Genomic DNA, 23,396 nt, shown 5'->3' on the forward strand with positions numbered 1-23,396 from the left:
CGGCCTTTGAGAAAAGTATCAAGGCCGTCTGAACACATTGACTGCATGCCTATTATGAAATTTCCACAGACTTGGGCGGCGCGCCTCGCCCACAAAATCCGCCAAACCAAACGCCTGTCGAAAAAAAGCATGGCTTTTCTGTTTTTGCTGGCAGGCTCGGCGCTGGTTGCCCTGACAGCTTTGCTGTTTGCGCGTTTGGCGGATTTGGCTTTGGAATGGAATGCCTTGTTGGTAGGGAAATATCCGTGGTTTGCATGGGTGGCCTTGCCGCTGGGCTTGCCACTTTTGGCGTGGTTTACGCGCAAATTTGCGCCGTACACTTCCGGCAGCGGAATTCCGCAGGTCATCGCTTCGTTGTCTTTGCCGTATGGCGCGCAGAAAACCCGTCTGATTCGTCTGGGCGAAACCTTTTTTAAGATTCCGCTGACGTTTTTGGGCATGATTTTGGGGGCGTCGATCGGTAGGGAAGGGCCGTCTGTACAAGTGGGCGCGGCGGTCATGAACGCTTGGGGCGCGTGGTGTAAAAAGCACGGGCTGGCGTTTAGGGGCATGCAGGAAAACGATTTGATTGCCGCAGGCGCGGCCGGCGGTTTGGCGGCGGCGTTTAACGCGCCTTTGGCCGGCGTGGTGTTTGCCATCGAAGAATTGGGGCGCGGCGTGATTTTGCGTTGGGAACGCCAAATCTTGATGGGCGTGTTGGCGGCCGGTTTCATTCAAGTGGCGATACAGGGTAACAACCCGTATTTTTCAGGGTTTCAAGGACACGAGCTGCCAAACATGCTGATGTGGGCCGCAGTGTCGGGCATTGTCTGCGGCGTGGCAGGCGGATTGTTCGGCAGCTTTTTGTATCGCGGTGCGGCGGCATTCGCACCGGTGCGCTGGCGCAGTTTCATCCGCCGTCATTTGTTGGTGGTCGCCTTTGTAATGGGCATTTTGCTGGCGCTGCTCGGTACGTTTTATCAAGGCAAAACCTATGGCACGGGCTATCACGAAGCCGCAGCCGCACTCAAAGGCGCGTATGAAGCACCAATCGGCTTGGCAGCCGCAAAATGGGCGGCAACCGTGTTCAGCTACTGGGCAGGCATTCCCGGCGGTATCTTCACGCCGTCGTTAACCATCGGCGCGATGATAGGCGAACACATAGCCTCTTTCGCGCAACTGGGCGACGCGTCCAATGTCGCGGTTTTGCTCTGCATGGCCGCATTCCTTGCCGCCGCGACCCAATCGCCGTTGACTGCCGCCGTGGTGGTAATGGAAATGACGGGCGGACAGAATTTACTGTTTTGGATGCTACTGACGTGCATCTTCGCTTCGCAAGTCTCGCGCCAATTCTCGCCGCATCCGTTTTATCACGCCGCAGGTTTGCGCTTCAGACGGCATATCGAAGCCGAAAGCGGACATGTTCCGCATGAGAAAAAAGAATAGATAGGCATATAAAAGGCCGTCTGAAAATCAGATTTCAGACGGCCTTTTATATGTCGTTTAAAGCTGTATTACGGTTTACTTAAACAGCAAAATCAGCAACAAAACAACCGCAATCATACCCAGCCACAGGCTTTGGCGTTGTTGCACTTTGACCAAGTGCACATAGGCATCGCGCATTTCCTGCTGGCGGTTTTCATCAACCAACGCATTGATTTTGCGCGGCAGGGAAGGGATGATTTGCGCCCAGTCGGGGGCTTCGTTTTTGAGGTTGCGCCAGAGGGCTTTGGGGCCGACCTGTTCGTTCATCCAGCGCACCAAAAACGGTTTGGCGGTTTTCCACAAGTCCAAATCGGGATCAAGCTGGCGTCCCAAGCCTTCGATGTTGAGCAGCGTTTTTTGCAGCAACACAAGTTGCGGCTGGATTTCGACATTGAAGCGGCGGCTGACTTCAAACAGGCGCATCAGCACCAAGCCGAAGGAAATTTGCGAAATCGGTTTGTTGAACACCGGCTCGCACACGGCGCGGACGGCGGCTTCCAATTCTTCCGCGCGCGTGTCGGCAGGCACCCAGCCCGATTCGATGTGGGCGGTGGCGACGCGGTGGTAATCGCGGTTGAAAAAGGCAAGGAAGTTGATGGCGAGATAGCGTTTGTCGTAATCGGTCAGCGTGCCGACGATGCCGAAATCGAGGGCGATGTAGCGGTTGTCGGCGGCGACCAAAATATTTCCGGGGTGCATATCCGCATGGAAAAAGCCGTCGCGGAAAACTTGCGTGAAGAAGATTTCCACGCCGTAATCGGCAAGTTTGTGCAAATCGATGCCGTCGGCTTTGAGTTTGGCAATATCGGATACCGGCGTACCGTCCATCCATTCGATGGTTAGTACGTCGCTGGTGCAGTAGTCGTAAAATACCTTCGGCACAATCAGCATATCGCTGTTTTGGAAATTGCGACCGAGCTGGCTGGCATTGGCGGCTTCGCGCATCAAGTCCAATTCGTCGTGCAGGTATTTGTCGAATTCGGCCACCACTTCGCGCGGCTTCAAACGCTTGCCGTCTGAAAACAAACGCTCCACCCAGCCTGCGCCAAAGCGCATCAGCGACAAATCCTGTTCGATAACGGGCAAAAGGTTGGGGCGCAAGACTTTCACTGCGACCTGTTCGCCCGAGTGCAGGCGGGCTTTGTGTACCTGGGCGATGGACGCGCTGGCGACGGGTTCGGTTTCAAATTCCGCGTATAAAGTGTCGATGGATTGGCCCAGCGATTTTTCGATTTGCGAGCGTGAAAGCTGCGCGTCAAACGGTGGCACTTTGTCTTGCAACCTGGCCAGTTCGACCGCGTAATCATGCGGAATCAAATCGGGGCGCGTGGACAATACCTGCCCGAATTTGATGAAAATCGGCCCTAGGCTTTCCAAAGCCAAACGCAGGCGCACGGCAGGTGTCTCGTGTTTGAACTTGGACGACTGCGGCAGCATATTGAGGAAAGTCCGCGCCCAACCCGGACGGACCAGCGAGGCAATCAGCTCGGCAAGGCGGTAGCGGTAGAGCGTACAGAGGATGGTTTTAATGCGTTTGAGGCGGTTCATGATGGACGCAGATAAATCGAAAAAAACAGAATTATATAGGAAAAACGGGTAAGGGCTTCAGACGGCCTGAGACTTTTGCAAAAACATTTGCCGCATAGCCAACAATTTGATAAAGGCTCAGGTTTTGTCGCCCTAATAAAAAGACGAATATTCACATCATAAATATTCATCGGCTACTTGCCCAAACCGCCGATTCAAGACATAATCGGGAAATGTGCAGGAGAGTGTTACACCCAACTACAATGTAACCACCGAAGGCGCAGACACCCTTAAATCGCTCAGGTATCAGGGACTGCACATTGAAACAAACAATCTGGAGAGCGGCGTTAGAATAACGTCCACCGAAGGGGAGAAGGCCGTCTGAACCACCATTCAGACAACCGCGCAAAGCAGTGAGCAGACTGGTTTGCCATCATGCGGATACGGCCGAAAATCTCAGGTTCAAGGACAGATAGGGTCATCCGCGCACAGGTGCGCGGGCGGCATCTGAACAAAAAATCCGGAGAAACTTGAGAATGACTGCTCTGAAAACCACCCCATTTCATCAAGCCCATCAAGATGCAGGCGCGAAGCTGGTAGATTTTGCCGGCTGGGAGCTGCCCATCCATTATGGTTCACAAATCGCCGAACACGAAGCCGTGCGCACCGACGCCGGTATGTTTGACGTATCCCATATGCTCGTTACCGACGTAGCAGGCGCAAATGCCAAAGCCTTTTTCCGCAAATTGATTGCCAACGATGTCGCCAAACTCGCTTTTGTCGGCAAAGCCCTTTATTCCGCTTTGCTCAACGACAACGGCGGCGTGATTGACGACTTGATCGTTTACCGTACCAACGAAGCAGAAACCCAATACCGCATCGTGTCCAACGGCGCTACCCGCGAAAAAGATACGGCACAATTCCACAAAGTCGGACAAGAGTTCGGCGTTGCCTTCAATCCGCGCTACGACCTCGGCATGCTTGCCGTACAAGGTCCTAAAGCCATCGAAAAACTCCTGACTGTCAAACCTGAATGGGCAGACGTAATTCACGGCCTCAAACCGTTCCAAGGCGCGGATTTGGGCAACGACTGGTTTGTTGCCCGCACCGGCTACACCGGTGAAGACGGCGTCGAAGTGATTCTGCCGGGCACCGAAGCCGTCGCATTCTTCAAAGCCCTGCAAGCAGCAGGCGTACAGCCTTGCGGCCTCGGCGCACGCGACACTCTGCGCATGGAAGCCGGTATGAACCTCTACGGCAACGATATGGACGATAACACCAGCCCGCTCGAAGCAGGCATGGATTGGACCGTTGATTTGAAAGACGAAAGCCGCGATTTCGTCGGCAAAGCCGCCTTGCTGGCATTGAAAGAAAAAGGCGTTGCCGTGAAACAGGTCGGTCTGTTGCTCGAAAAAGGTGGCATCCTGCGCGCGCATATGGAAGTGTTGACCGACAAAGGCCAAGGCGAAACCACCAGTGGCGTATTCTCTCCAAGCCTGAAACAATCCATCGCCATCGCGCGCGTGCCGAAAGACTTTGACGGCGATACCGCCAAAGTGCTGATGCGTGGTAAAGAAGTGGACGTGCGCGTACTGAAGCTGCCATTTGTGCGCAACGGTCAAAAACAGTTTGATTAATATCGGTTCAGACGGCCTTTATTTGTTAAGGGCCGTCTGGAAGCAGGTTTTAAGGAATTGTTATTTCCTATGAAAGCAACCTTTGGCAGTTTATTGTTGTTATTGATGTTATCGGCTTGCGCTTCGTCTGCCGGCGAGCGCGGATTGATGTTTTTCGATACAGAAGGAAAATCCCGTACTGCAACATTTATGAAAACCGTTGGCGGCAATGGAAAGATTGCCGGCGAGGTGATGATAGACGGGGAATATGCTCTTGATATTATCCGCATGAATGATGATTTGAGTATTGCCGTGCAAGATAATAAGGGTAGAAGCCGTGTTTCCGACCTGAAATCATTGTCGCAAGCGAAATCATTTACATTGTTTGCGTTCAGCCGTTATGCAGGAACAGTTGAAGTGGATAAAGTATCGGCTGTTACAGGCATTTGTGCAGATTACCGCAGCAAAGGCCTGAAGATTGCCGTTGCAGACAATATGAGGTCCAAACAAGGAATCGTTGTATTCCGCGCAAGCGGCGTAATGGCAAGTAACAAGCGCAAGATAAACGAAGCATATTTGGATTATTCTGCATCCCCTAAACTTCCTTCCGCCCAAAAGCAAAAATTGGAACAAGATAAAAACAATATGATTGCCGTCCATTATGGACGCTTGGAAGAATTAATCGCACGAGGTATCTGCGCACGCTAAGCTGAGCAGATGCCGTCTGAAAATAACCCCCTATCAATGGAGTATCAAACCATGAGCAACATCCCAGCAGAACTGAAATACGTTGCCAGCCACGAATGGCTGCGCCTTGAAGAAGACGGTACCATCACCGTCGGCATTACCCACCACGCGCAAGAGCTGTTGGGCGACATCGTGTTTGTCGAGCTGCCTGAAGTCGGCGCAAACCTGGCTGCCGAAGAACAAGCCGGTGTGGTTGAGTCTGTAAAAGCCGCATCTGACGTGTACGCGCCGATTGCAGGCGAAGTCGTTGCCGTCAACGAAGATTTGCCAAGCGCTCCGGAAACTGCCAACAGCGACCCTTACGGCGCAGGCTGGTTCTTCAAAATCAAACCTGCCAACCCTGCCGATTACGACGGTCTGCTGACTGCCGAACAATACGCAGGCGAAGTAGCTTGATTTTTGCAAACATCCAAACAGGTTTTTTATCTGTTTGATATTGCAGGTCTTAGGTCGTCTGAAAAATGCTTTCAGACGGCCTTTGTTTCAATTTTTCCTCAATAAACATGAATTACTGCGAATTTGTCGCCACGCTACCCGACGATACGGACAACCCCAACCAACATTATCACGACACGCAATACGGTTTTCCGATTGAGGACGACAATGAATTGTTTGAGCGGCTGGTGTTGGAAATCAATCAGGCAGGATTGAGCTGGACGCTGATGCTGAAGAAGCAACGGGCATTTCAGACGGCATTTAAAGGTTTCGACATCGATACGGTTGCCGCATTTGACGAAGCCGATATTGAGCGACTGCTTGTCGATGCAGGCATCGTCCGCAACCGCCTGAAAATCAACGCAGCCATTTATAACGCGCGACAAATCAAACAAATACAGCAAGAATACGGCTCATTCAAAAACTGGCTGGATACACACCATCCGCTCGACAAGGCTGAATGGGTGAAGCTGTTTAAAAAACATTTCAAATTTGTCGGCGGCGAAATCGTCGGCGAATTTCTGATGAGTACCGGCTACCTGCCCGGCGCGCATGTGGAAACCTGTCCGGTTTATCAAGAAGTTTTAAAATGTAGTCCGAAATGGACGGGGTCCGTTTGAAACTTAGTCCGGGCAAAATGCGTTATGAAAAAAATTAAAAAATGAATATTATAAAACCCTCTACCGTAATCCTCTTGGTGCTGTCTACGTTTTTGGCAGCCTGTTCCTCTTCTCCAGGCAAAAAACTGCCATCTGTCGAAGAAATTTTAATACGACCGGAAGTGTCAAAACCGAAGGTAGTGGTCGCCCCCACTCCTGATGGAGAAAAAGGAGGAGTATTATCAGTATTATCAGTTATCAACGAAAAAGGCGGTGTTGATGGCGCAGTATGTCGTGATGAGCAGGTAAGTAGGGCATTATGCAATGCTGCATTAGCGAAGAAACGTCAGAAACGTTATCAACCTACTCAGAATTGTTCTAACTCAATCGATGAAAATGGCCAAGCGCAGAAAGTATGCAAAAATGTCCCCGCGTATGCGGAATATATCTATCTGCTGTATGGAAAACATGACAATTTTGCAGGAGGTGTCTACCGTAAACTAAATGTAAGTTATCCAAGGTTATCACAAGAGAATGGGGAAGAAGGAGAGATTGTGTTAAAGGTTTTGGTTTCACCCAAAGGTGGTTTGGATAGCGTTAAAATTTTGCAAAGTTCAGGCTACACTAGATTGGACAAAGCAGCTAAGGCAGCTATGATCAGTGGTATCTTTCTACCTGCTGTAACAAACGGTCAACCTGTTTGGTCGCAGTTTAATGCTCCAGTCAACTTCAAACTTGAATAGACAGTAGAACCAAATTAAAGTTTTTATGAGTAGACTTGGAACGTTGGAAAGATCAACGTGGCAAACATAGTCGGTTTAGCCAAGCTATATCTTTTCCAATTTGAGAATTGAAAACCAAAAAACATACTCACATGACCGATATTTTGGTGCATCATCGTTTTACGACATGATGTCCATATTGCCAAGCCTGTCCGGCGCCGCTGTAACGTAAAACAAGTGGATATCGTCATCTGAACCCCAAAACACCTGCCCAACGGCAGCTTCCTACAATACCGAAGGAGTAGAAATGAAACTATCTGAATTGTTCAACCCGAACGAATTTGCCGCGCGCCATTTGAGCTTTGGCGACGAGGCTGCGCTTTTGGAAGCGCTCGGCGAGAAGAGCATGGATGATTTTGTCGGCAATACCGTGCCACAAAGCATCCGTATGCCGTCCGAACTCGACCTGCCCGAAGCCCTGACCGAGGCGGACGCGTTGGCGAAATTGAAAGGCATTGCGTCGAAAAACGTGATCAACAAGTCCTATATCGGTTTGGGCTATTACCCGACCCGCGTGCCGAATGTGATTTTGCGCAACGTATTGGAAAATCCGGGTTGGTATACCGCCTACACCCCGTATCAGGCGGAAATTGCTCAGGGTCGTTTGGAAGCTTTGTTGAACTTCCAGCAGGTGTGTATCGATTTGACCGGTTTCCCTGTGGCAGGCGCGTCTTTGCTGGATGAGGCAACCGCTGCCGCCGAAGCGATGGCGATGGCGCACCGCGTGGGCAAAGTGAAATCCGAGCGTTTCTTTGTGGACGAGCGCGTGTATCCGCAAACTTTGGACGTGATGAAAACCCGCGCCAAATATTTCGGCTTTGAACTGGTGGTCGGCGATTTTGCCCAAGCCGACGAGGGCGAATACTTCGGCGCGCTATTCCAATACGTCGGCAAAGACGGCGATGTGCAAGACTTGCAGGATGTTATCGGCCGTCTGAAAGCAAAAGGCACAATCGTTGCCGTTGCCGCCGACATCATGAGCTTGGTTTTGCTGAAGTCTCCGGCTGAACTGGGCGCAGATATCGCTTTGGGCAACACCCAGCGCTTCGGCGTGCCGATGGGCTTCGGTGGTCCGCACGCCGCTTATTTCGCGTTTAAAGACGAATTCAAGCGTTCCGCTCCGGGCCGTATCATCGGCGTATCCAAAGACGCATCGGGCAAACCTGCCTTGCGCATGGCGTTGTCCACCCGCGAGCAACACATCCGCCGCGAAAAAGCGACATCCAATATTTGTACCGCGCAGGCATTGCTGGCGAACTTGGCCGGTATGTACGCCGTCTATCACGGCCCCGAAGGCGTGAAACGCATCGCCAACCGCATTCACGCGCTGGCTTCTGCCTTTGCCGATGCGCTGGTTTCAGACGGCCTGAATGTGGTTCACAAAGTCTTCTTCGATACCGTTACCGTTGATTTCGGCAGCAAAGAGAAAGCAGACCAAGTGTTCGCCGCTGCTTTGGAATCGGGCTACAACCTGCGCCGCGTGAGCGATACTCAAGTTGCGGCAGCCTTCCATGAAACTTCGACATGCGAAGATTTAACCGATTTGTACCGCGCGTTTACCGGCAAGGATACGGCTACATTTGCCGATGACGTCAAAGGCCGTCTGAACGCCGAGTTGCTGCGTCAAGACGATATTCTGCAACATCCCGTGTTCAACCGTTACCACACCGAACACGAAATGCTGCGCTACCTGAAAAAACTCGAAGACCGCGATTTGGCGATGAACCGCAGTATGATTTCGCTCGGTAGCTGCACCATGAAGCTCAATGCGACTGCGGAAATGTTGCCGATTACCTGGGCAGAGTTCACCGACATCCACCCCTACGCTCCCAAAGACCAAGCCGCAGGCTACCGCGAACTCTTGACCGACATGGAAAACAGCCTGAAAGCCATTACCGGCTTTGACGCGATTTCCTTCCAGCCCAACTCCGGCGCGCAGGGCGAATACAGCGGCATGCTCTCCATCCGCCGCTATCAAGAAGCCAACGGCGAGGGACACCGCAACATCTGCCTGATTCCCAAATCCGCCCACGGCACCAACCCTGCCACCGCCGCCATGCTCGGTTTGAAAGTCGTCGTCGTCGATACCGACGAACACGGCAACGTCAACATCGACGATTTGAAAGCCAAAGCCGAGCAACACCGCGACGCCTTGTCCGCCATCATGATTACCTACCCGTCCACCCACGGCGTGTACGAAGAAGGTATCCGCGACATCTGCCGCATCATCCATGAAAACGGCGGACAGGTTTACATGGACGGCGCCAACCTCAACGCCCAAATCGGCATCATGCAGCCTGCCGAAGTCGGCGCGGACGTGTTGCACATGAACCTGCACAAAACCTTCTGCATCCCTCACGGCGGCGGCGGCCCGGGCGTCGGCCCTATCGGTTTGAAAGCCCACCTCGCCCCGTTTGCACCGGGACACGCTTTGACCGACACCCACAGTGCCAGTGCCGACCAAACCGCCGTTGCTGCTGCGGCCTTCGGTTCTGCGTCCATCCTGCCGATTACTTGGATGTACCTGACCATGATGGGCAAACAAGGCATGGAACAGGCGACGCGCTGGGCGTTGCTCAACGCCAACTATGTCGCCAAACGCCTGAGCGAAGACTATCCGATTCTGTATGCAGGCAAAAACGGCCGCGTCGCGCACGAATGTATCGTTGATTTGCGTCCGCTCAAAGCCGAAAGCGGCATCACCGAAACCGACATTGCCAAACGCCTGATGGACTATGGCTTCCACGCGCCGACGGTTTCCTTCCCCGTTGCCGGCACGCTGATGATCGAGCCGACCGAGAGCGAAAGCAAAGCCGAACTCGACCGCTTCATCGCCGCCCTGAAACAAATCAAACAGGAAGTGCTGAAAGTCGAGCGCGGCGAATGGCCGAAAGACGACAATCCGCTGGTCAACGCCCCGCACACCGCCGCCGACGTAACCGGCGAATGGGCGCACCCATATTCCCGCGAAGAAGCCGTCTTCCCGTTGCCGTTCGTGCGTGAAAACAAATTCTGGCCGAGTGTGAAACGTTTGGATGAGGTCTATGGCGACCGCAATCTGGTTTGCTCCTGCTTGCCGATTGACGCATACGAAGAATAAGCCTGAATAGGTTTAAAATTGAACAGGCCGTCTGAAAATGAAAATAGTTTTCAGACGGCCTTTTGTTTGTTAAGATATTCCGCCCGAGAACGTACGTTTGTTTTGGGTAAAACAACAAATAAGGCTTTCGGAAAGATAGACGGCGCATGACTTGTTTGCGGATAAAACCAAAACGGCTTTCAACAACGATAAACAAAAGGCCGTCTGAAAAACAGGAGGACACGATGGACGAACTTTTTATTCAAACGCTGACGATTGCTGGCTCCGATTCCGGCGGCGGCGCAGGCATACAGGCGGATTTGAAGACATTTCAGATGCGCGGCGTGTTCGGCACCAGCGTACTGACAGCAGTTACCGCACAAAATACTTTGGGCGTATCGGCAGTACATCCGATACCGACCGATATGATTGCCGCGCAAATTGCTGCGATTCAGGAGGATTTCCAAATCCGCGCCTATAAAATCGGCATGCTGGGTACGGCGGAAATCATCGAATGCGTGGCGGAACAAACTGCCGAATGCGATTTCGGCAAACGCGTGTTGGATCCGGTCATGATTGCCAAAGGCGGTGCGCCGTTGTTGGAAAAGTCAGCCGTCGAAGCCATGAAACGCCTGCTGCTGCCGCATACGGACGTATTGACCCCCAATCTGCCTGAAGCGCAGGTATTGACGGGTATCAATATTGAAAACCACCAAGATGCGGAACGCGCTGCCAAAACTCTTCAGGATTGGGGCGTGAAAAATGTGGTGATTAAGGGCGGCCATCTTGCCGACAGCCAAAGCGAATATTGCACCGACTGGCTGTTTACGCCATACGAAACCATTGAGCTGAACAGCAAACGTTTCCCGACGCCGCATACGCATGGCACGGGCTGCACATTTTCTGCCTGCATCACTGCCGAGCTGGCAAAAGGGTTTAGCGTGCCCGAGGCGGTTCAAACGGCAAAAAACTATATTGCCGCCGCCATTTCCCATCCTTTGGGCATCGGGGCAGGGCACGGGCCGGTCAATCATTGGGCGTATCGGGACGAATAATGCGTTTAGGCCGATTGTAATTGATTGTATTTTTCAGACGGCCTGACTAGGTTTATCACTTGAAATTGTTTACAATATCGGATTAATGCTTTTACGGATAAAAAAGACACCATGCAAGTTACCTCAAAATGGATAGACGGAATGTGCTTCGTCGGTACAACGGCAAACGGACACAGCGTCGTAATGGAAGGCGCGGCGGCTGAAGGCGAAGTCAAACGCGGCCCCAGCCCGATGGAAATGCTGTTGTTGGGTGTAGCAGGCTGTTCCAGCATCGATGTGGTGATGATTGCCGAGAAACAACGCCAAAAAATCACCGACTGCCGTGCCGAAGTGACTGCCAAGCGCGCCGACACCGCGCCGCGCGTGTTTACCGAAATCCATATCCATTTCAAAGTGTATGGTCGGGATTTGCAAGAAAGCGCGATTGAACGCGCCGTACAGATGTCTGCCGAAAAATATTGCTCCGCATCGATTATGCTGGGCAAAGCGGCAAAAATGAGCCACAGCTTCGAGATCGTCGAAACAGAATAGGGCGGTTTCAGGGTAGGAATGCTGGAGCGTGAACCGGCTACCCACAAAAAAAGCAGATATATTCACGCATTAACATGAATATATCTGCTTGCTTTTTATTCCTTTTTCTCTCTCTCTATCAGCCTTTATAACTTGGCTTGTTGACCTCATTGTGCAAGTTTCGTTTAACATTGTCAACAATTTTTAATTATATTTTAAACAACCCCGAAAGCTGCAGGTTTGTAAACGCTTGTGCCTTAATACGGATACTGGGGAAACATTATGGATTACGAAAATAATACCAACGTTGCGCCTGCAACTTCATCGCTTATTTTGGAAGAGCGTCACGATTCCGAACTCTTCCGCGTGTACGCATTGATTTTGGACGGCATTACCGACCATCTGCTGCTGCCGGGCAAAAAATTGACCGAGTCCGAGCTTTGCCGGCAAATGGTTTGCTCGCGTAATACCGTGCGTGGCGCATTATCGCTTTTGGCGCACGACAAAATCGTCGATTTGCAGCCCAACCGCGGCGCATTTGTCCATGTGCCGGACTTGAAAGAAATGAAAGACGTGTTCAATACGCGTATCGAAATGGAAAGCATGATTCTGAGCGTCCTCATCGATATGCCTGATTTGGAAACGCGTCTGAAACCGCTTTACGCCATGATTGAGCAAGAGGGTGCAGCCTCCGAAAGCGGCGACCGCGTGGGTTGGAACCGCCTGGCCAATGCCTTCCATGTCGAATTGGCGCGGCTGCTGGACAACGATGTCCTGTTTGAAATAATGAATACCTTATGCGCGCGCTCTTCATTGATTGTGGCCGTTTCCGATCCGCTTCGCAAAGAAAAGCGCAACATAGATTCCAATTCACACCATGAACACCGAGAAATCCTCGATTTGTTGCTGGCAGGCAAGCGCAATCGTGTGACCAAAGTCATACGCCGCCACTTGGGCGCGTGTATGGAACGCTTGGAACAGAAACTCGAGATGTAATCGGTTTGACAATAACAAGGCCGTCTGAAATATTCAGACGGCCATTGGTTTATCCCTACAAAACGAAACGCCATGAAACCCAAAATCCAAAGACACGAACATATCCTCAGCCTTGTCCGCGAACATAACTTTATGACGGTGGAAGAATTGGCGGCAAATTTGGATGTTACGCCGCAAACCATACGCCGCGATGTGCAAGAGTTGAGCGAGACTGGACAGCTCAAACGCTATCACGGCGGCGCATCTTTGGGCGACGTTTCGGTTGTAACGGCAGGGCAGGAGCGGCGCAACCATCAGCAGCAGGAAAAAAACGCCATTGCCCGTCTGATTGCTTCCACCATTCCCGACAATGCCTCGCTGTTTATCAGCATCGGCACCACCATGGAAGCCGTCGCCGCCGAGTTGGTCAGACAGCGTAAAAACCTGCGGATTATCACCAACAATATCTACGCCGCCTCCATCACTGCGGCGCGTACCGATTACACAGTCATCATCGCTTCCGGCGTGGTCCGTCCGTTGGACGGCGGCATTACGGGCGTGGCGACTGTCGATTTCATCAACCAATTCAAAGTCGACTATGCCATCATGAGTACCCACGGCATAGAAAACGACGGCTCGCTTTTGGATGACGATTACAAGGAAGTCAGCGTCATGCAGGCGATGGTGAACAATGCCCGCGTGCGCTATCTTGGCGTCGATCACAGCAAATTCAACAGCAATGCCTTGGTCAGACTGGGCGATATCGGCGCATTCGATAAGCTGTTTACCGACCGCCCACCATCTGCCGCCATGCAGAAAACCCTAAACGAGCGCGGCGTAGCGTGGCAGGTTGCCGACCCTGTATCAAAGTAGCCAAGTCGGGTACAATTGAGCCATCATTCCATTCCTTTCAGACGGCCTGATTGAATGCCCAGGCCGTCTGAAAACAGAAAATCATCTTTCCATCAAAGAAATATTATGTTGAATAAAGACCAATTCGCGGACAACCACTTTATCCGCACCATCATCGAAGAAGACCTCAAAAGCGGCAAACATACAGCCATCCAAACCCGCTTCCCGCCCGAGCCGAACGGCTATCTGCACATCGGCCACGCCAAATCCATCTGCCTGAACTTCGGTTTGGCGTATATTTACGACGGCTTGTGCAACTTGCGTTTTGACGATACCAACCCTGAAAAAGAAAATGACGAATACGTCAACGCCATCAAAGAAGACGTTGAGTGGTTGGGCTTCCATTGGGCAGGCGAGCCGCGTTTCGCTTCCAATTATTTCGACCAGCTGTATGACTACGCCGTCGATTTGATCAAAGACGGCAAGGCGTATGTCGATGATTTGACGCCCGAACAAATGCGCGAATACCGCGGCACGCTGACTGAAGCGGGCAAGAACAGCCCTTACCGCGACCGCACCGAAGAAGAAAACCTCGACCTGTTCACACGCATGAAAAACGGCGAGTTTCCCGACGGCAGCAAAACCTTGCGTCTGAAAATCGACATGGCATCGGGCAACATCAATATGCGCGACCCCGTCATCTACCGTATCCGCCGCGCCCATCACCACAACACCGGCGACAAATGGTGCATCTACCCGATGTACGACTACACGCATTGCATTTCCGATGCCATCGAAGGCATCACGCATTCCTTGTGTACGCTCGAGTTTGAAGCCCACCGCCCGCTTTACGACTGGGTGTTAAATAATATTTCTAAAAATGCAAATCTACTTAATAGGATTGATATAATTATTAACGATTTATATAAAATAAAAAAATTAACGAATCAAGATAACGAAATGTCTTATTCTTATAATGCCCATCCTTTTGTTGAACCGAGTGAACAAGAGTTTGATAAATCTAATAAAAGAGTGGATGAAATATGGGAGTTAGAGAAAGGCGTTATAGAGTCGATTAAGGATCTTAGTCGTGAAAATTTACTTCATTCTTGGAAAGAAGCATTGGAAGCGATTACTGCCCCTTATCAGTTGAGTGTTCATCATGTAGATTCTAGCATTCAAATATTAAAGGAGATAGTTGATGTAATTGATCCGCGTCCGCGCCAATACGAGTTTTCCCGTTTGGAGCTTTTGTATTCCATCACCTCCAAACGCAAGCTGAACCAACTGGTTTCAGAAGGCCACGTTACCGGCTGGGACGACCCGCGTATGCCGACCATTTCCGGTATGCGCCGCCTCGGCTACACGCCCGAAGGCCTGCGCCTGTTTGCCAAACGCGCCGGTATTTCCAAATCTGAAAACATCGTCGATATGAGCGTGTTGGAAGGTGCGATTCGCGAAGAGTTGGAAAACTCTGCGCCACGTTTGATGGCGGTTTTGAACCCGCTCAAAGTAACCCTGACCAACTTTGAAACCGGTAAAACCCAAAGCCGCCGTGCCGCGTTCCATCCGAACCACGAAGAAATGGGCGATCGCGAAGTACCTATTTCACAAACTATCTACATCGAAGCCGACGACTTTGCCGAAAATCCGCCCAAAGGCTTCAAACGCCTGATTCCCGGCGGCGAAGTTCGTTTGCGCCACGGCTATGTCATCAAGTGCGATGAAGTGGTAAAAGACGAGGCAGGCAATGTGGTTGAACTCAAGTGCAGCATCGACCACGATACCTTGGGCAAAAATCCCGAAGGCCGCAAAGTCAAAGGCGTGATTCACTGGGTTTCCGCCGAACACGCCGCCGAAATCAAAGTCCGCCTCTATGACCGCCTCTTTACCGTCGAGCGTCCCGATGCCGTGCGCGGCGAAGACGGCAACTACCTGCCGTTTACCGATTTTCTCAATCCTGAATCCATCAAGGAAATCACCGCCTACGCCGAACCTGTCGCAAAAGATTTGCCGGCGGAAAGCCGTTGGCAGTTTGAACGCATCGGCTATTTCGTCACCGACCGCAAAGACCACAGCAAAGATACGCCGGTGTTTAACCGCACGGTAACGCTGAAAGATTCTTGGCAGCCTAAGTAATCTGTTTGCAACAGCAATATTGGAAGGTCGTCTGAAAACTTGAAATCGGGTTTTCAGACGACCTATTTTCTGAATATAAAGAAAAGGGAATACTTGTTTTGGAGAATTTAATTCTTATTGTCATGGCCTTATTGGCTATGGCCGCCATAGTTTGGATTGCCAGTATTGTGGCAATTGTTAAATCCAAAAATCCGCTGATTAGGAATTCAGCCATCATTTTCAATTTGATCGTGGTGTCATTGTTTGGCATGTATATGGTTAAGGCATGGCAAACTAAAAGATATAATGATTCAAGTTATCAAACGGCTAAAGAGGAGTTGGTGATTGATGGTATACGAATCCCGGCAGGCTCGAAGCTGACCGTAGCTCCTCAGGATGGGGTATCGGAAAAGCCTGATTTTTCTACTTTTAGCGAAGTTACATTTTCTCGTCCTGTTGAATGGAAAGGCATCGAAGTTAATGGAATGAATCGTTCTGCGTACCAGACTGAAGATGGTTATCAAGCAACACTGACGATAAATGCTATCGAGGAAGTCAGGACGGTTGATGTGGAAGGGTGGTCCTGCCGGAGTGACGGAGAGATAGAGTGGCAAGCATTGACTAAAAGTGGCAAGATGCCGTCCAGTCCTGCTGATTATTTCCTATCAAGTTGCATGTTAAACGAATCAGCCGAAGTGTCCCTGCCTGAGTGGTTTGTGGATGGGAAATTGTATTTTATGCGAGTGATGCGCACTGAACGTGACGGTTATTGGCAGGTAAATATTGCTTCCAATGATCAGCCTTATTGGGGAAACGTCATTCTTGATTCAAATAAACAGTTAAAAAACATTGAACTGACATTAGCACAGAAAAACTTGCCAGGCTGTGCGATTGATGATGACGGTGTTACGCTGGAATGGGATAGGGGTAAACCGGATATCGTTACAGTAGTAAGCACTGTTGATTTGCCTGAATTGTGCTGGGGTAAAAAAGTTGTCCGGCCCAAATCAAAGGCGGCAGAATAGTGGTATTGAAGGCCGTCTGAAAACTTGAAATCTGGTTTTTAGACGGACTTTTTCGATAAAGGGATGAGATGGAACGTTATTCTGTACATTTGAAACTGCTGGGAATGGCAGTGTTGTGGGGCGCATCCTGGCCGATGGGGCGGATACTGGGGCAGTCGCTGCCGCCGTTGACGGGTGGGGCGGTTCGGTTTGTCTTGGCTTCGGTTTTGTTGTTGGGCTGGTTGTTTGCGCGCAGCAGGTTTGCGACTTTGGCGGCTTTGTCGGCGCGGCAATGGCTGGGCTTGGTTGCAGCCGCTTCCGTCGGCGTGTGCGGCTATGCGGTGTTTTTTATGCTGGGTTTGCAGACTATGCCGGCAGGCAAGGCGGCGGTGGTCGTGGCGATAAATCCCGTGCTGACGCTGCTGTTGGCGACTTGGTTTTTCGGCGAGCGTTTAAATGCGAAGATTTTGGCGGGTATGCTGTTGGCGGTTTGTGGTGCGATAACGGCGGTAACGCAAGGGCAGCCGTTGACGGTATTGTCGGGCGGCATCAAGGCGGGGGAGTGGCTGATTTTCGGCTGCGTGGTCTGCTGGGCGGCCTATACCTTAATCGGGCGTGCGGTCTTGCGCGGAATAGATGCGCTGACGGTAACGGCGGCAACTTCGCTTATCGGCGCGTTGATGTTGGCGGTGGTGGCGTTGTGGGTCGATGGATTGCCTTTTGAGGCAATGGCGGCGATGGATGCACGCGGTTGGACGGCATTGGCGTGGCTGGTCATCGGCGCGACGGTATTGGCCTATGCGTGGTATTTTGAAGGCGTGAAGACTTTGGGCGCAGGCAGCGCGGCGGCGTATATTACGCTCGTGCCGATTTTCGGCGTGCTGTCTTCGGCGTGGTTTTTGGGCGAATCGCTGCATATTTCACTGGTCGCAGGTTGTGCGGCGGCGGTTGGCGGCATGACGCTGATGCGGTATGGGCAAAAGGCCGTCTGAAGTTGGGCAAATACTCGGATTTTTGATGATAAGATTGCGGTTGCCACGTTGCTTCCAGCCGTAATCTTATTGCAGGATAAGACCAAGGTCTCGGCCTCAGTGTTCGATTTAAAAATTTGACACCCCGCCTCCAACTGCCTAAAATTCAACTTTCTCAAAAATCTACCGTATCCTGCGGTACGATTTCATCCTTTCAGACGGCCTTTGTGCCATCTCTCTGATACCATTCAAAATATATCAATACTATGCACGTTTCAGAACTCCAAACCCTCCACATTTCCAAACTCTTGGAAATGGCAGAAGAACATGGCATTGAAAACGCCAACCGTTTCCGCAAACAAGACCTCGTTTTTGCCATCGTCCGCCAGATGATGAAGCAAAATGTCAGCTTTACCTGTTCCGGTACGCTCGAAATCCTGCCCGACGGCTTCGGTTTCTTGCGTAGCGCAGATACTTCTTACCTTGCCGGTCCTGACGATATTTATGTTTCGCCCACGCAAATCCGTCGCTTCAATCTGCACACCGGTGACACCATCGAAGGCAGCGTGCGTGTGCCTAAAGACAACGAGCGTTATTTCGCACTTGTCCGCCTCGATACCATCAACGGCGATCAGCCCGAAGTCTGCAAACACAAAATCCTCTTTGAAAACCTCACGCCTTTATTCCCAACCGAACAATTCAAACTCGAGCGCGACATCAAAGCCGAAGAAAATCTGACCGGCCGCGCCATCGACTTGGTTTCCCCAATCGGTAAAGGCCAACGTGCATTGTTGGTTGCGCCGCCTAAAACCGGTAAAACCGTGATGTTGCAAAACATTGCCCACGCCATTACCGCCAATTACCCCGATGTCGAGCTGATTGTCCTGTTGATTGACGAGCGTCCGGAAGAAGTGACCGAAATGAGCCGTTCTGTACGCGGCGAAGTCGTTTCCTCTACGTTTGACGAGCCTGCGCAACGCCATGTACAAGTGGCCGAGATGGTGATTGAAAAAGCCAAACGTATGGTTGAACACAAAAAAGACGTGGTCATCCTGCTGGATTCGATTACCCGTTTGGCGCGCGCCTACAATACCGTTGTGCCGACTTCGGGCAAAATCTTGACCGGCGGTGTCGATGCCAACGCCTTGCACCGTCCGAAACGCTTCTTCGGCGCAGCGCGTAATGTGGAAGAGGGCGGTTCGCTTACCATTATTGCAACAGCGCTTGTTGAAACCGGCAGCCGCATGGACGACGTGATTTACGAAGAGTTCAAAGGCACGGGCAATATGGAATTGCACCTTGACCGCCGCATGGCAGAAAAACGCCTGTTCCCGGCCATCAGCATCAACAAATCCGGTACGCGCCGCGAAGAATTGCTGGTACCGAACGATCAGTTGCAGCGTATGTGGCTCTTGCGTAAATTCCTCCATCCGATGGATGAAATCGAAGCGACCGAGTTTTTGGTGGGCAAACTCAAAGACTCCAAAAACAATGACGATTTCTTTGAATTGATGCGCGGTAAATAAACATAAGGCCGTCTGAATATGTTTCAGACGGCCTTTACTTTGCTTGAGGAACCTTTATGACCATCCGAATGAATTGGCAAAACTTATTATCCACCCAACGTTTCCGTACCAAAAACGGCGAAATCGTGCCGACCGTTACCCCTTCGACTCAGGAAGGTGCCGATGCTTTACGTACGGATTTCCATATCGACTACGACCGGGTTGTTTTTTCCGGAGCCTTCCGCCGCCTTGGCCGTAAAACGCAGGTGCATCCGCTGGCGCAACACGATTTGACGCACAACCGCCTGACGCACAGCGTTGAAGTTGCCAGCGTGGGCAGGAGCTTGGGCAACCGCGTGGGCGTGATGTTGCACAACGGCGGTTTTCTGCCGCAGGGCAATACGCCCAGCGATATTGGTGCCGTGGTGCAGGTTGCCTGTTTGGCGCATGATTTGGGCAATCCGCCGTTTGGCCATACTGGCGAAGATGCTTTGCGCGATTGGTTCAGACGGCCTGAACATCAAATTTATTTAAATACATTGAACGAAGCGGAACGCAACGACATTCAAACCTATGAAGGCAATGCGCATAGCCTGCGTATCGTCGCCAGTCTTGAAATGTATCCCGAGGCGGGCGGAATGCGCCTGACTGCGGCAGCCATCGGCGCATTGTTGAAGTATCCGTGGACAACGCAACATCCGAACGGCAGAAAGAAATTCAATATTTATCAAACCGAGTTGCCGTTTATCCGTCAAGTTGCTGACGAATTGGGGCTGGTTTCCGTAGGAGCAGACAGCTGGGCGCGTCATCCTTTGTCTTATTTGATGGAGGCCGCCGACGATATTTGCTATGCCTTGCTGGATTTGGAAGATGCCGTTGAATTGGATTTGCTCACGGATACGGAAGTGGAGAGTATTTTGTCTGAGCTGACCTTTGCCGAAAGCGCATGGCACGCCAGCTCCAGTCGTCAGCGTTGCGCCATGTTGCGCGGCATTGCGATTGGTAAGGCGATTGATGATGTCGCGCAAACCTTTATGCTGCATCAGTCCGACTTGTTGGACGGAACATTCAAAGGCAAAGACTTGCTTGCTCTGTGTAGCCCGCAAGTGCAAAACACTTTGGCAAAAGCGAAAGAATTGGCGCAAACACGGATTTTCCGCCATCACACCAAGCTCTTGACCGAAATTGCAACATTCCCATGCTTAGGCTCCATCTTGGATTTGCTCGTCCCTGCCGCTTATGCCCTGATTGCTGAAAAACAGTTGGCAACGCGTCAGTCTTTGGCGTTGGAATTATTGAAAAAGCACAATCCGATTCTTCCTGAAGACAGTCTGTATCAGGCATATATGAAAATCTTGGATTTTGTCGGCGGCATGACCGATAACTCCGCCGCCAAAATGGCGCAGGATTTGTCAGGAGTAGGGATTTTACGTTAATTTTATATTTTTTAATTTCAATTGGTTAAATAAAAATATAAAAAATATCTGCGAAAAGAGTAGACAGGTTTCAGTAAAGCCTATATTATTCGGTCTTCTTGATTCACAACGCACTTGCGAAGTGATGAGGATGCACCCGTAGCTCAGTTGGATAGAGTATCTGGCTACGAACCAGAGGGTCGGGCGTTCGAATCGCTCCGGGTGCGCCACAAGATTTATACGCGCCCATCGTCTAGCGGTTAGGACATCGCCCTTTCACGGCGGTAACCGGGGTTCGATTCCCCGTGGGCGTGCCAGTTTTCAAAAAAACGCAATCTGTTTCAGATTGCGTTTTTTTATTGCATTTACTGTTTGTGTTCTAAGGCCGTCTGAAACGCTCAGTAACTCAAGAGGCAGAAGTGTGTAAAATAAATTGCCCAGACTTTTTGTCGTCTATATGCGCTTTTCAATCTCATTTTACCATTGTCAAAACCCAATTTATTGACAACAGTATTCATCTTAAGAGTTCCTAAACCTGAATTTACATGATTTCATATTTATAATTTCTTGATTTTAGAAAATAAAAATATTTATTTGAACTTTTCTTAAAAAATGCCGTCTGAGATAAAGACAAGACGGAATATCTCTGTTAATGTGTAAATGTCAGCCGGCGTTTGCCGGTTTTTTATTGAAACCATTTGGGAGTCAATTATGAATATGAATGTTAAATTAATCGTTCCTGCCGTTTTGGCGGCTGTTGCCCTGACTGCATGTAGCAGCGGTTCTAAAGCCAAACCTGAAGCTAAAGCTGCGCCTACTGCGCAACAACAAACTCAAGCTCAGGCTCAACAAGCTCAAGCTCCAGTACCTAATACTTTGAAAGTAGACTCTATCGACGGTACTAAAGAAGTTCACTACAAATGCGGTAAAGACGGCAAAGAGCCTCTGAGCGTAATGTACGGCTTCAAAGGCAACGAAGTTGTTGCTGCACAAGTAAAATACAAAGGCCAATTAACTGAAAACCTGTTCCGTATCACTGACAGCAGCAAAGACGTAAACGCATTCTGGGGCGGTAATGTCGCTTGGGTTGCTGAAGCAGCCACTGCAGCCAACGTAGACAAAGTTGACGGCAATATGCTGACTATCCGCGGTACTACCGAAGTAAACGGCAAACAAGAAGTAGTTGATCAAATCGTTACCCGCTTCTGCGCATTGGACAAAGGCGCGAAAGCTGCCGCTAAACCAGCTGCTAAAAAAGTGAAAAAATAATCTTTTATCGACAGCTTTAAACGCTGGGTAAAATAAAACAGGCCGTCTGAAAAGTTTTCAGACGGCCTGTTCTTTTGAGCAGTTTAACCTAAGAACCAGAATTTCAATGCCCACAACACGGCGACAATCCATACCATAGGCGGTACGTCTTGGGTGCGGTTGCACAAGAGTTTGATGAGTGCGTAGCTGATAAAGCCAAACGCAATACCGTCGGCAATCGAGTAGGTAAACGGCATGAAGACGATGGTCAGGAATGCCGGTGCGGCTTCGGTCATGTCATCCCAATCGATTTCGCGCGCGCTACGCAACATTTGTGCGCCAACATAGAGCAGGGCGGGGGCTGTAGCGAATGCAGGAATGCTTTGAACCAGCGGGGAGAAAATCAGACAGGCCAGCATCAGTACGCCGACGGTAACGGCAGTCAGGCCGGTACGGCCGCCGGCAGAAACGCCTGCCGCGCTTTCAACATAAGGGGTGGTAGAAGAAGTACCCAAGGCGGCGCCGGCGATAATGGCGGTAGAGTCGGCAAGCAGGGCGCGTTTCAAACGCGGCAGTTTTCCGTCTTGCAACAGGCCTGCGCGGTGGGAAACGCCGACCAAGGTGCCAGTAGAGTCAAACAGGTCAACCAGGAAGAATACAAAAATCACGCTGACCATGCTGACGGTGAATAAGCCTTTAAAGTCCATCTGCATGAAGGTTGGCGCAATGCTCGGAATTTCGCCGACCACGCCTTTGAACTCGCTCAAGCCCAAGATGGTGGAGATAGCGGTCAGCGTCAGAATGGTGATGATGATGGAGCCTTTAACGCGGAAGTGGCCAAGTGCAACCACCATGACAAAGCCTGCCATCGCTAGCAGGGCGGTAGGCTGGTGGATGTCGCCCAAACCGACCAATGTGGCAGGATTGGCCACAATCACGCCTGCGCCTTTGAGCGCAATCAATGCCAAGAAGAGGCCGATACCTGCGGCAATCGACATTTTCAAGCCCATAGGCAGGGCGTTGACCAGCATTTCACGCACTTTAAAGAAGCTGAACAGGATAAAAATGATGCCTGAAATGAAAACGGCACCCAAAGCCACACGCCAGTCCACGCCCATGCCTTTGACGACGGCAAAGGTAAAGTAGGCGTTCAAGCCCATGCCCGGCGCGAGGGCGATCGGGTAGTTGCCGACAAAACCCATCACGAAACAGCCGATGGCGGAAGCGATACAGGTGGCCACAAATACTGCGCCCATATCCATGCCGGTTTCGCCCAAAATCAGGGGGTTGACGATGATGATGTAACACATGGCGAGGAAGGTGGTCAAACCGGCCATGATTTCAGTGCGGACGTTGGTCTGATTGGCACTCAGGTTGAACAATCGTTCCAAAACGCTTTGATTTGAAGAACTCATTTAAAAATATTCCTTTTGGGAAAGCCGCTTGCGGGACGGCATCGTCGGATTGGTCTGCAAAAAGTTTGGTTTTTGGCCT

General features: G+C 50.9%; 19 protein-coding genes, 2 tRNA genes and 1 riboswitch. Of the genes, 19 read left to right on the plus strand and 2 right to left on the minus strand.

All coding sequences use genetic code 11. From position 1 onward, the window contains the following. Positions 1-54: 54 nt before the first annotated feature. Positions 55-1,425 carry a chloride channel protein gene (locus CYJ98_RS00120; RefSeq protein WP_101755826.1) on the plus strand — a complete coding sequence of 457 codons (1,371 nt, stop codon included), beginning with the start codon at positions 55-57 and terminating at the stop codon, positions 1,423-1,425. A gap of 75 nt (positions 1,426-1,500) precedes the next feature. Here the strand turns inward: CYJ98_RS00120 and ubiB are convergent, their stop codons facing one another. Beyond that, positions 1,501-3,012 carry a ubiquinone biosynthesis regulatory protein kinase UbiB gene (gene ubiB / locus CYJ98_RS00125; protein ID WP_070850202.1) on the minus strand — a complete coding sequence of 504 codons (1,512 nt, stop codon included), beginning with the start codon at positions 3,010-3,012 and terminating at the stop codon, positions 1,501-1,503. 207 nt (positions 3,013-3,219) lie between these two features. Continuing rightward, positions 3,220-3,317: riboswitch (glycine riboswitch) on the plus strand. Between the two features lie 210 nt (positions 3,318-3,527). Here ubiB and gcvT point away from each other — a divergent pair. The 18 genes from gcvT (at position 3,528) to CYJ98_RS00215 (ending at position 21,923) form a co-directional block, all read left to right on the plus strand. Further along, positions 3,528-4,628 (plus strand): glycine cleavage system aminomethyltransferase GcvT, encoded by a 1,101-nt coding sequence (gcvT, locus tag CYJ98_RS00130; RefSeq protein WP_101755827.1) that lies wholly within the window; start codon positions 3,528-3,530, stop codon positions 4,626-4,628. Positions 4,629-4,775: 147 nt separating this feature from the next. Then, the gene (locus tag CYJ98_RS00135; RefSeq protein WP_101755943.1) at positions 4,776-5,315 is read left to right on the plus strand and encodes a hypothetical protein; all 540 of its coding nucleotides are present in this window, start codon (positions 4,776-4,778) and stop codon (positions 5,313-5,315) included. Between the two features lie 36 nt (positions 5,316-5,351). Beyond that, positions 5,352-5,750: a glycine cleavage system protein GcvH gene (gene gcvH, locus CYJ98_RS00140; protein ID WP_036492952.1), complete on the plus strand. Its 399-nt coding sequence runs from the start codon at positions 5,352-5,354 to the stop codon at positions 5,748-5,750. 107 nt (positions 5,751-5,857) lie between these two features. After that, complete coding sequence (locus tag CYJ98_RS00145; protein WP_101755828.1) at positions 5,858-6,409, plus strand: DNA-3-methyladenine glycosylase I; 552 nt, start codon at positions 5,858-5,860, stop codon at positions 6,407-6,409. A gap of 41 nt (positions 6,410-6,450) precedes the next feature. Continuing rightward, positions 6,451-7,131 (plus strand): energy transducer TonB, encoded by a 681-nt coding sequence (locus CYJ98_RS00150; RefSeq protein WP_101755829.1) that lies wholly within the window; start codon positions 6,451-6,453, stop codon positions 7,129-7,131. A 286-nt stretch (positions 7,132-7,417) separates the two neighbouring features. Continuing rightward, the gene (gene gcvP, locus CYJ98_RS00155; RefSeq protein ID WP_101755830.1) at positions 7,418-10,270 is read left to right on the plus strand and encodes an aminomethyl-transferring glycine dehydrogenase; all 2,853 of its coding nucleotides are present in this window, start codon (positions 7,418-7,420) and stop codon (positions 10,268-10,270) included. Positions 10,271-10,494: 224 nt separating this feature from the next. Then, positions 10,495-11,304 (plus strand): bifunctional hydroxymethylpyrimidine kinase/phosphomethylpyrimidine kinase, encoded by an 810-nt coding sequence (gene thiD / locus CYJ98_RS00160; protein WP_101755831.1) that lies wholly within the window; start codon positions 10,495-10,497, stop codon positions 11,302-11,304. A 111-nt stretch (positions 11,305-11,415) separates the two neighbouring features. Further along, complete coding sequence (locus CYJ98_RS00165) at positions 11,416-11,835, plus strand: OsmC family protein (protein WP_003679886.1); 420 nt, start codon at positions 11,416-11,418, stop codon at positions 11,833-11,835. A gap of 261 nt (positions 11,836-12,096) precedes the next feature. Then, the gene (locus CYJ98_RS00170; protein ID WP_101755832.1) at positions 12,097-12,810 is read left to right on the plus strand and encodes a GntR family transcriptional regulator; all 714 of its coding nucleotides are present in this window, start codon (positions 12,097-12,099) and stop codon (positions 12,808-12,810) included. 72 nt (positions 12,811-12,882) lie between these two features. After that, positions 12,883-13,662, plus strand: coding sequence for a DeoR/GlpR family DNA-binding transcription regulator (locus CYJ98_RS00175; RefSeq protein ID WP_101755833.1), 780 nt, complete (start codon positions 12,883-12,885; stop codon positions 13,660-13,662). A 105-nt stretch (positions 13,663-13,767) separates the two neighbouring features. After that, the gene (locus CYJ98_RS00180) at positions 13,768-15,780 is read left to right on the plus strand and encodes a glutamine--tRNA ligase (protein ID WP_317869987.1); all 2,013 of its coding nucleotides are present in this window, start codon (positions 13,768-13,770) and stop codon (positions 15,778-15,780) included. Between the two features lie 98 nt (positions 15,781-15,878). Then, the gene (locus CYJ98_RS00185; RefSeq protein ID WP_143485307.1) at positions 15,879-16,784 is read left to right on the plus strand and encodes a hypothetical protein; all 906 of its coding nucleotides are present in this window, start codon (positions 15,879-15,881) and stop codon (positions 16,782-16,784) included. A 68-nt stretch (positions 16,785-16,852) separates the two neighbouring features. Next, complete coding sequence (locus CYJ98_RS00190; protein WP_101755836.1) at positions 16,853-17,755, plus strand: DMT family transporter; 903 nt, start codon at positions 16,853-16,855, stop codon at positions 17,753-17,755. Positions 17,756-18,000: 245 nt separating this feature from the next. After that, positions 18,001-19,260, plus strand: coding sequence for a transcription termination factor Rho (rho, locus tag CYJ98_RS00195; protein WP_003680905.1), 1,260 nt, complete (start codon positions 18,001-18,003; stop codon positions 19,258-19,260). A 56-nt stretch (positions 19,261-19,316) separates the two neighbouring features. Then, complete coding sequence (locus tag CYJ98_RS00200; protein ID WP_101755837.1) at positions 19,317-20,675, plus strand: deoxyguanosinetriphosphate triphosphohydrolase; 1,359 nt, start codon at positions 19,317-19,319, stop codon at positions 20,673-20,675. Between the two features lie 132 nt (positions 20,676-20,807). Beyond that, positions 20,808-20,884: transfer RNA gene (locus tag CYJ98_RS00205), tRNA-Arg, on the plus strand. Positions 20,885-20,896: 12 nt separating this feature from the next. Next, a tRNA-Glu gene (locus tag CYJ98_RS00210) sits at positions 20,897-20,971 on the plus strand. Between the two features lie 394 nt (positions 20,972-21,365). Beyond that, positions 21,366-21,923, plus strand: coding sequence for a hypothetical protein (locus tag CYJ98_RS00215; protein ID WP_070826444.1), 558 nt, complete (start codon positions 21,366-21,368; stop codon positions 21,921-21,923). 83 nt (positions 21,924-22,006) lie between these two features. On the opposite strand, the gene CYJ98_RS00220 is transcribed toward CYJ98_RS00215, so the two are convergent. Next, entirely contained in the window at positions 22,007-23,317 is a 1,311-nt protein-coding gene (locus CYJ98_RS00220; RefSeq protein WP_101755838.1) for an NCS2 family permease, read from the minus strand. Between the last annotated feature and the right edge of the window lie 79 nt (positions 23,318-23,396).

This window comes from Neisseria perflava (genome assembly GCF_002863305.2).
Lineage (GTDB): Bacteria > Pseudomonadota > Gammaproteobacteria > Burkholderiales > Neisseriaceae > Neisseria > Neisseria perflava_A.

What these genes read in the sequence shown, in the direction of transcription:
- gcvH (WP_036492952.1), top strand. Translation starts at nt 5,352, where the DNA reads ATGGAGTATCAAACCATGAGCAACATCCCAGCAGAACTGAAATACGTT.
- CYJ98_RS00175 (WP_101755833.1), top strand. Translation starts at nt 12,883, where the DNA reads ATGAAACCCAAAATCCAAAGACACGAACATATCCTCAGCCTTGTCCGC.
- gcvT (WP_101755827.1), top strand. Translation starts at nt 3,528, where the DNA reads ATGACTGCTCTGAAAACCACCCCATTTCATCAAGCCCATCAAGATGCA.
- gcvP (WP_101755830.1), top strand. Translation starts at nt 7,418, where the DNA reads ATGAAACTATCTGAATTGTTCAACCCGAACGAATTTGCCGCGCGCCAT.
- CYJ98_RS00135 (WP_101755943.1), top strand. Translation starts at nt 4,776, where the DNA reads ATGTTTTTCGATACAGAAGGAAAATCCCGTACTGCAACATTTATGAAA.
- CYJ98_RS00180 (WP_317869987.1), top strand. Translation starts at nt 13,768, where the DNA reads ATGTTGAATAAAGACCAATTCGCGGACAACCACTTTATCCGCACCATC.
- CYJ98_RS00165 (WP_003679886.1), top strand. Translation starts at nt 11,416, where the DNA reads ATGCAAGTTACCTCAAAATGGATAGACGGAATGTGCTTCGTCGGTACA.
- CYJ98_RS00200 (WP_101755837.1), top strand. Translation starts at nt 19,317, where the DNA reads ATGACCATCCGAATGAATTGGCAAAACTTATTATCCACCCAACGTTTC.
- CYJ98_RS00190 (WP_101755836.1), top strand. Translation starts at nt 16,853, where the DNA reads ATGGAACGTTATTCTGTACATTTGAAACTGCTGGGAATGGCAGTGTTG.
- CYJ98_RS00120 (WP_101755826.1), top strand. Translation starts at nt 55, where the DNA reads ATGAAATTTCCACAGACTTGGGCGGCGCGCCTCGCCCACAAAATCCGC.
- CYJ98_RS00170 (WP_101755832.1), top strand. Translation starts at nt 12,097, where the DNA reads ATGGATTACGAAAATAATACCAACGTTGCGCCTGCAACTTCATCGCTT.
- rho (WP_003680905.1), top strand. Translation starts at nt 18,001, where the DNA reads ATGCACGTTTCAGAACTCCAAACCCTCCACATTTCCAAACTCTTGGAA.
- CYJ98_RS00145 (WP_101755828.1), top strand. Translation starts at nt 5,858, where the DNA reads ATGAATTACTGCGAATTTGTCGCCACGCTACCCGACGATACGGACAAC.
- CYJ98_RS00220 (WP_101755838.1), bottom strand. Translation starts at nt 23,317, where the DNA reads ATGAGTTCTTCAAATCAAAGCGTTTTGGAACGATTGTTCAACCTGAGT.
- CYJ98_RS00215 (WP_070826444.1), top strand. Translation starts at nt 21,366, where the DNA reads ATGAATATGAATGTTAAATTAATCGTTCCTGCCGTTTTGGCGGCTGTT.
- CYJ98_RS00150 (WP_101755829.1), top strand. Translation starts at nt 6,451, where the DNA reads ATGAATATTATAAAACCCTCTACCGTAATCCTCTTGGTGCTGTCTACG.
- thiD (WP_101755831.1), top strand. Translation starts at nt 10,495, where the DNA reads ATGGACGAACTTTTTATTCAAACGCTGACGATTGCTGGCTCCGATTCC.
- ubiB (WP_070850202.1), bottom strand. Translation starts at nt 3,012, where the DNA reads ATGAACCGCCTCAAACGCATTAAAACCATCCTCTGTACGCTCTACCGC.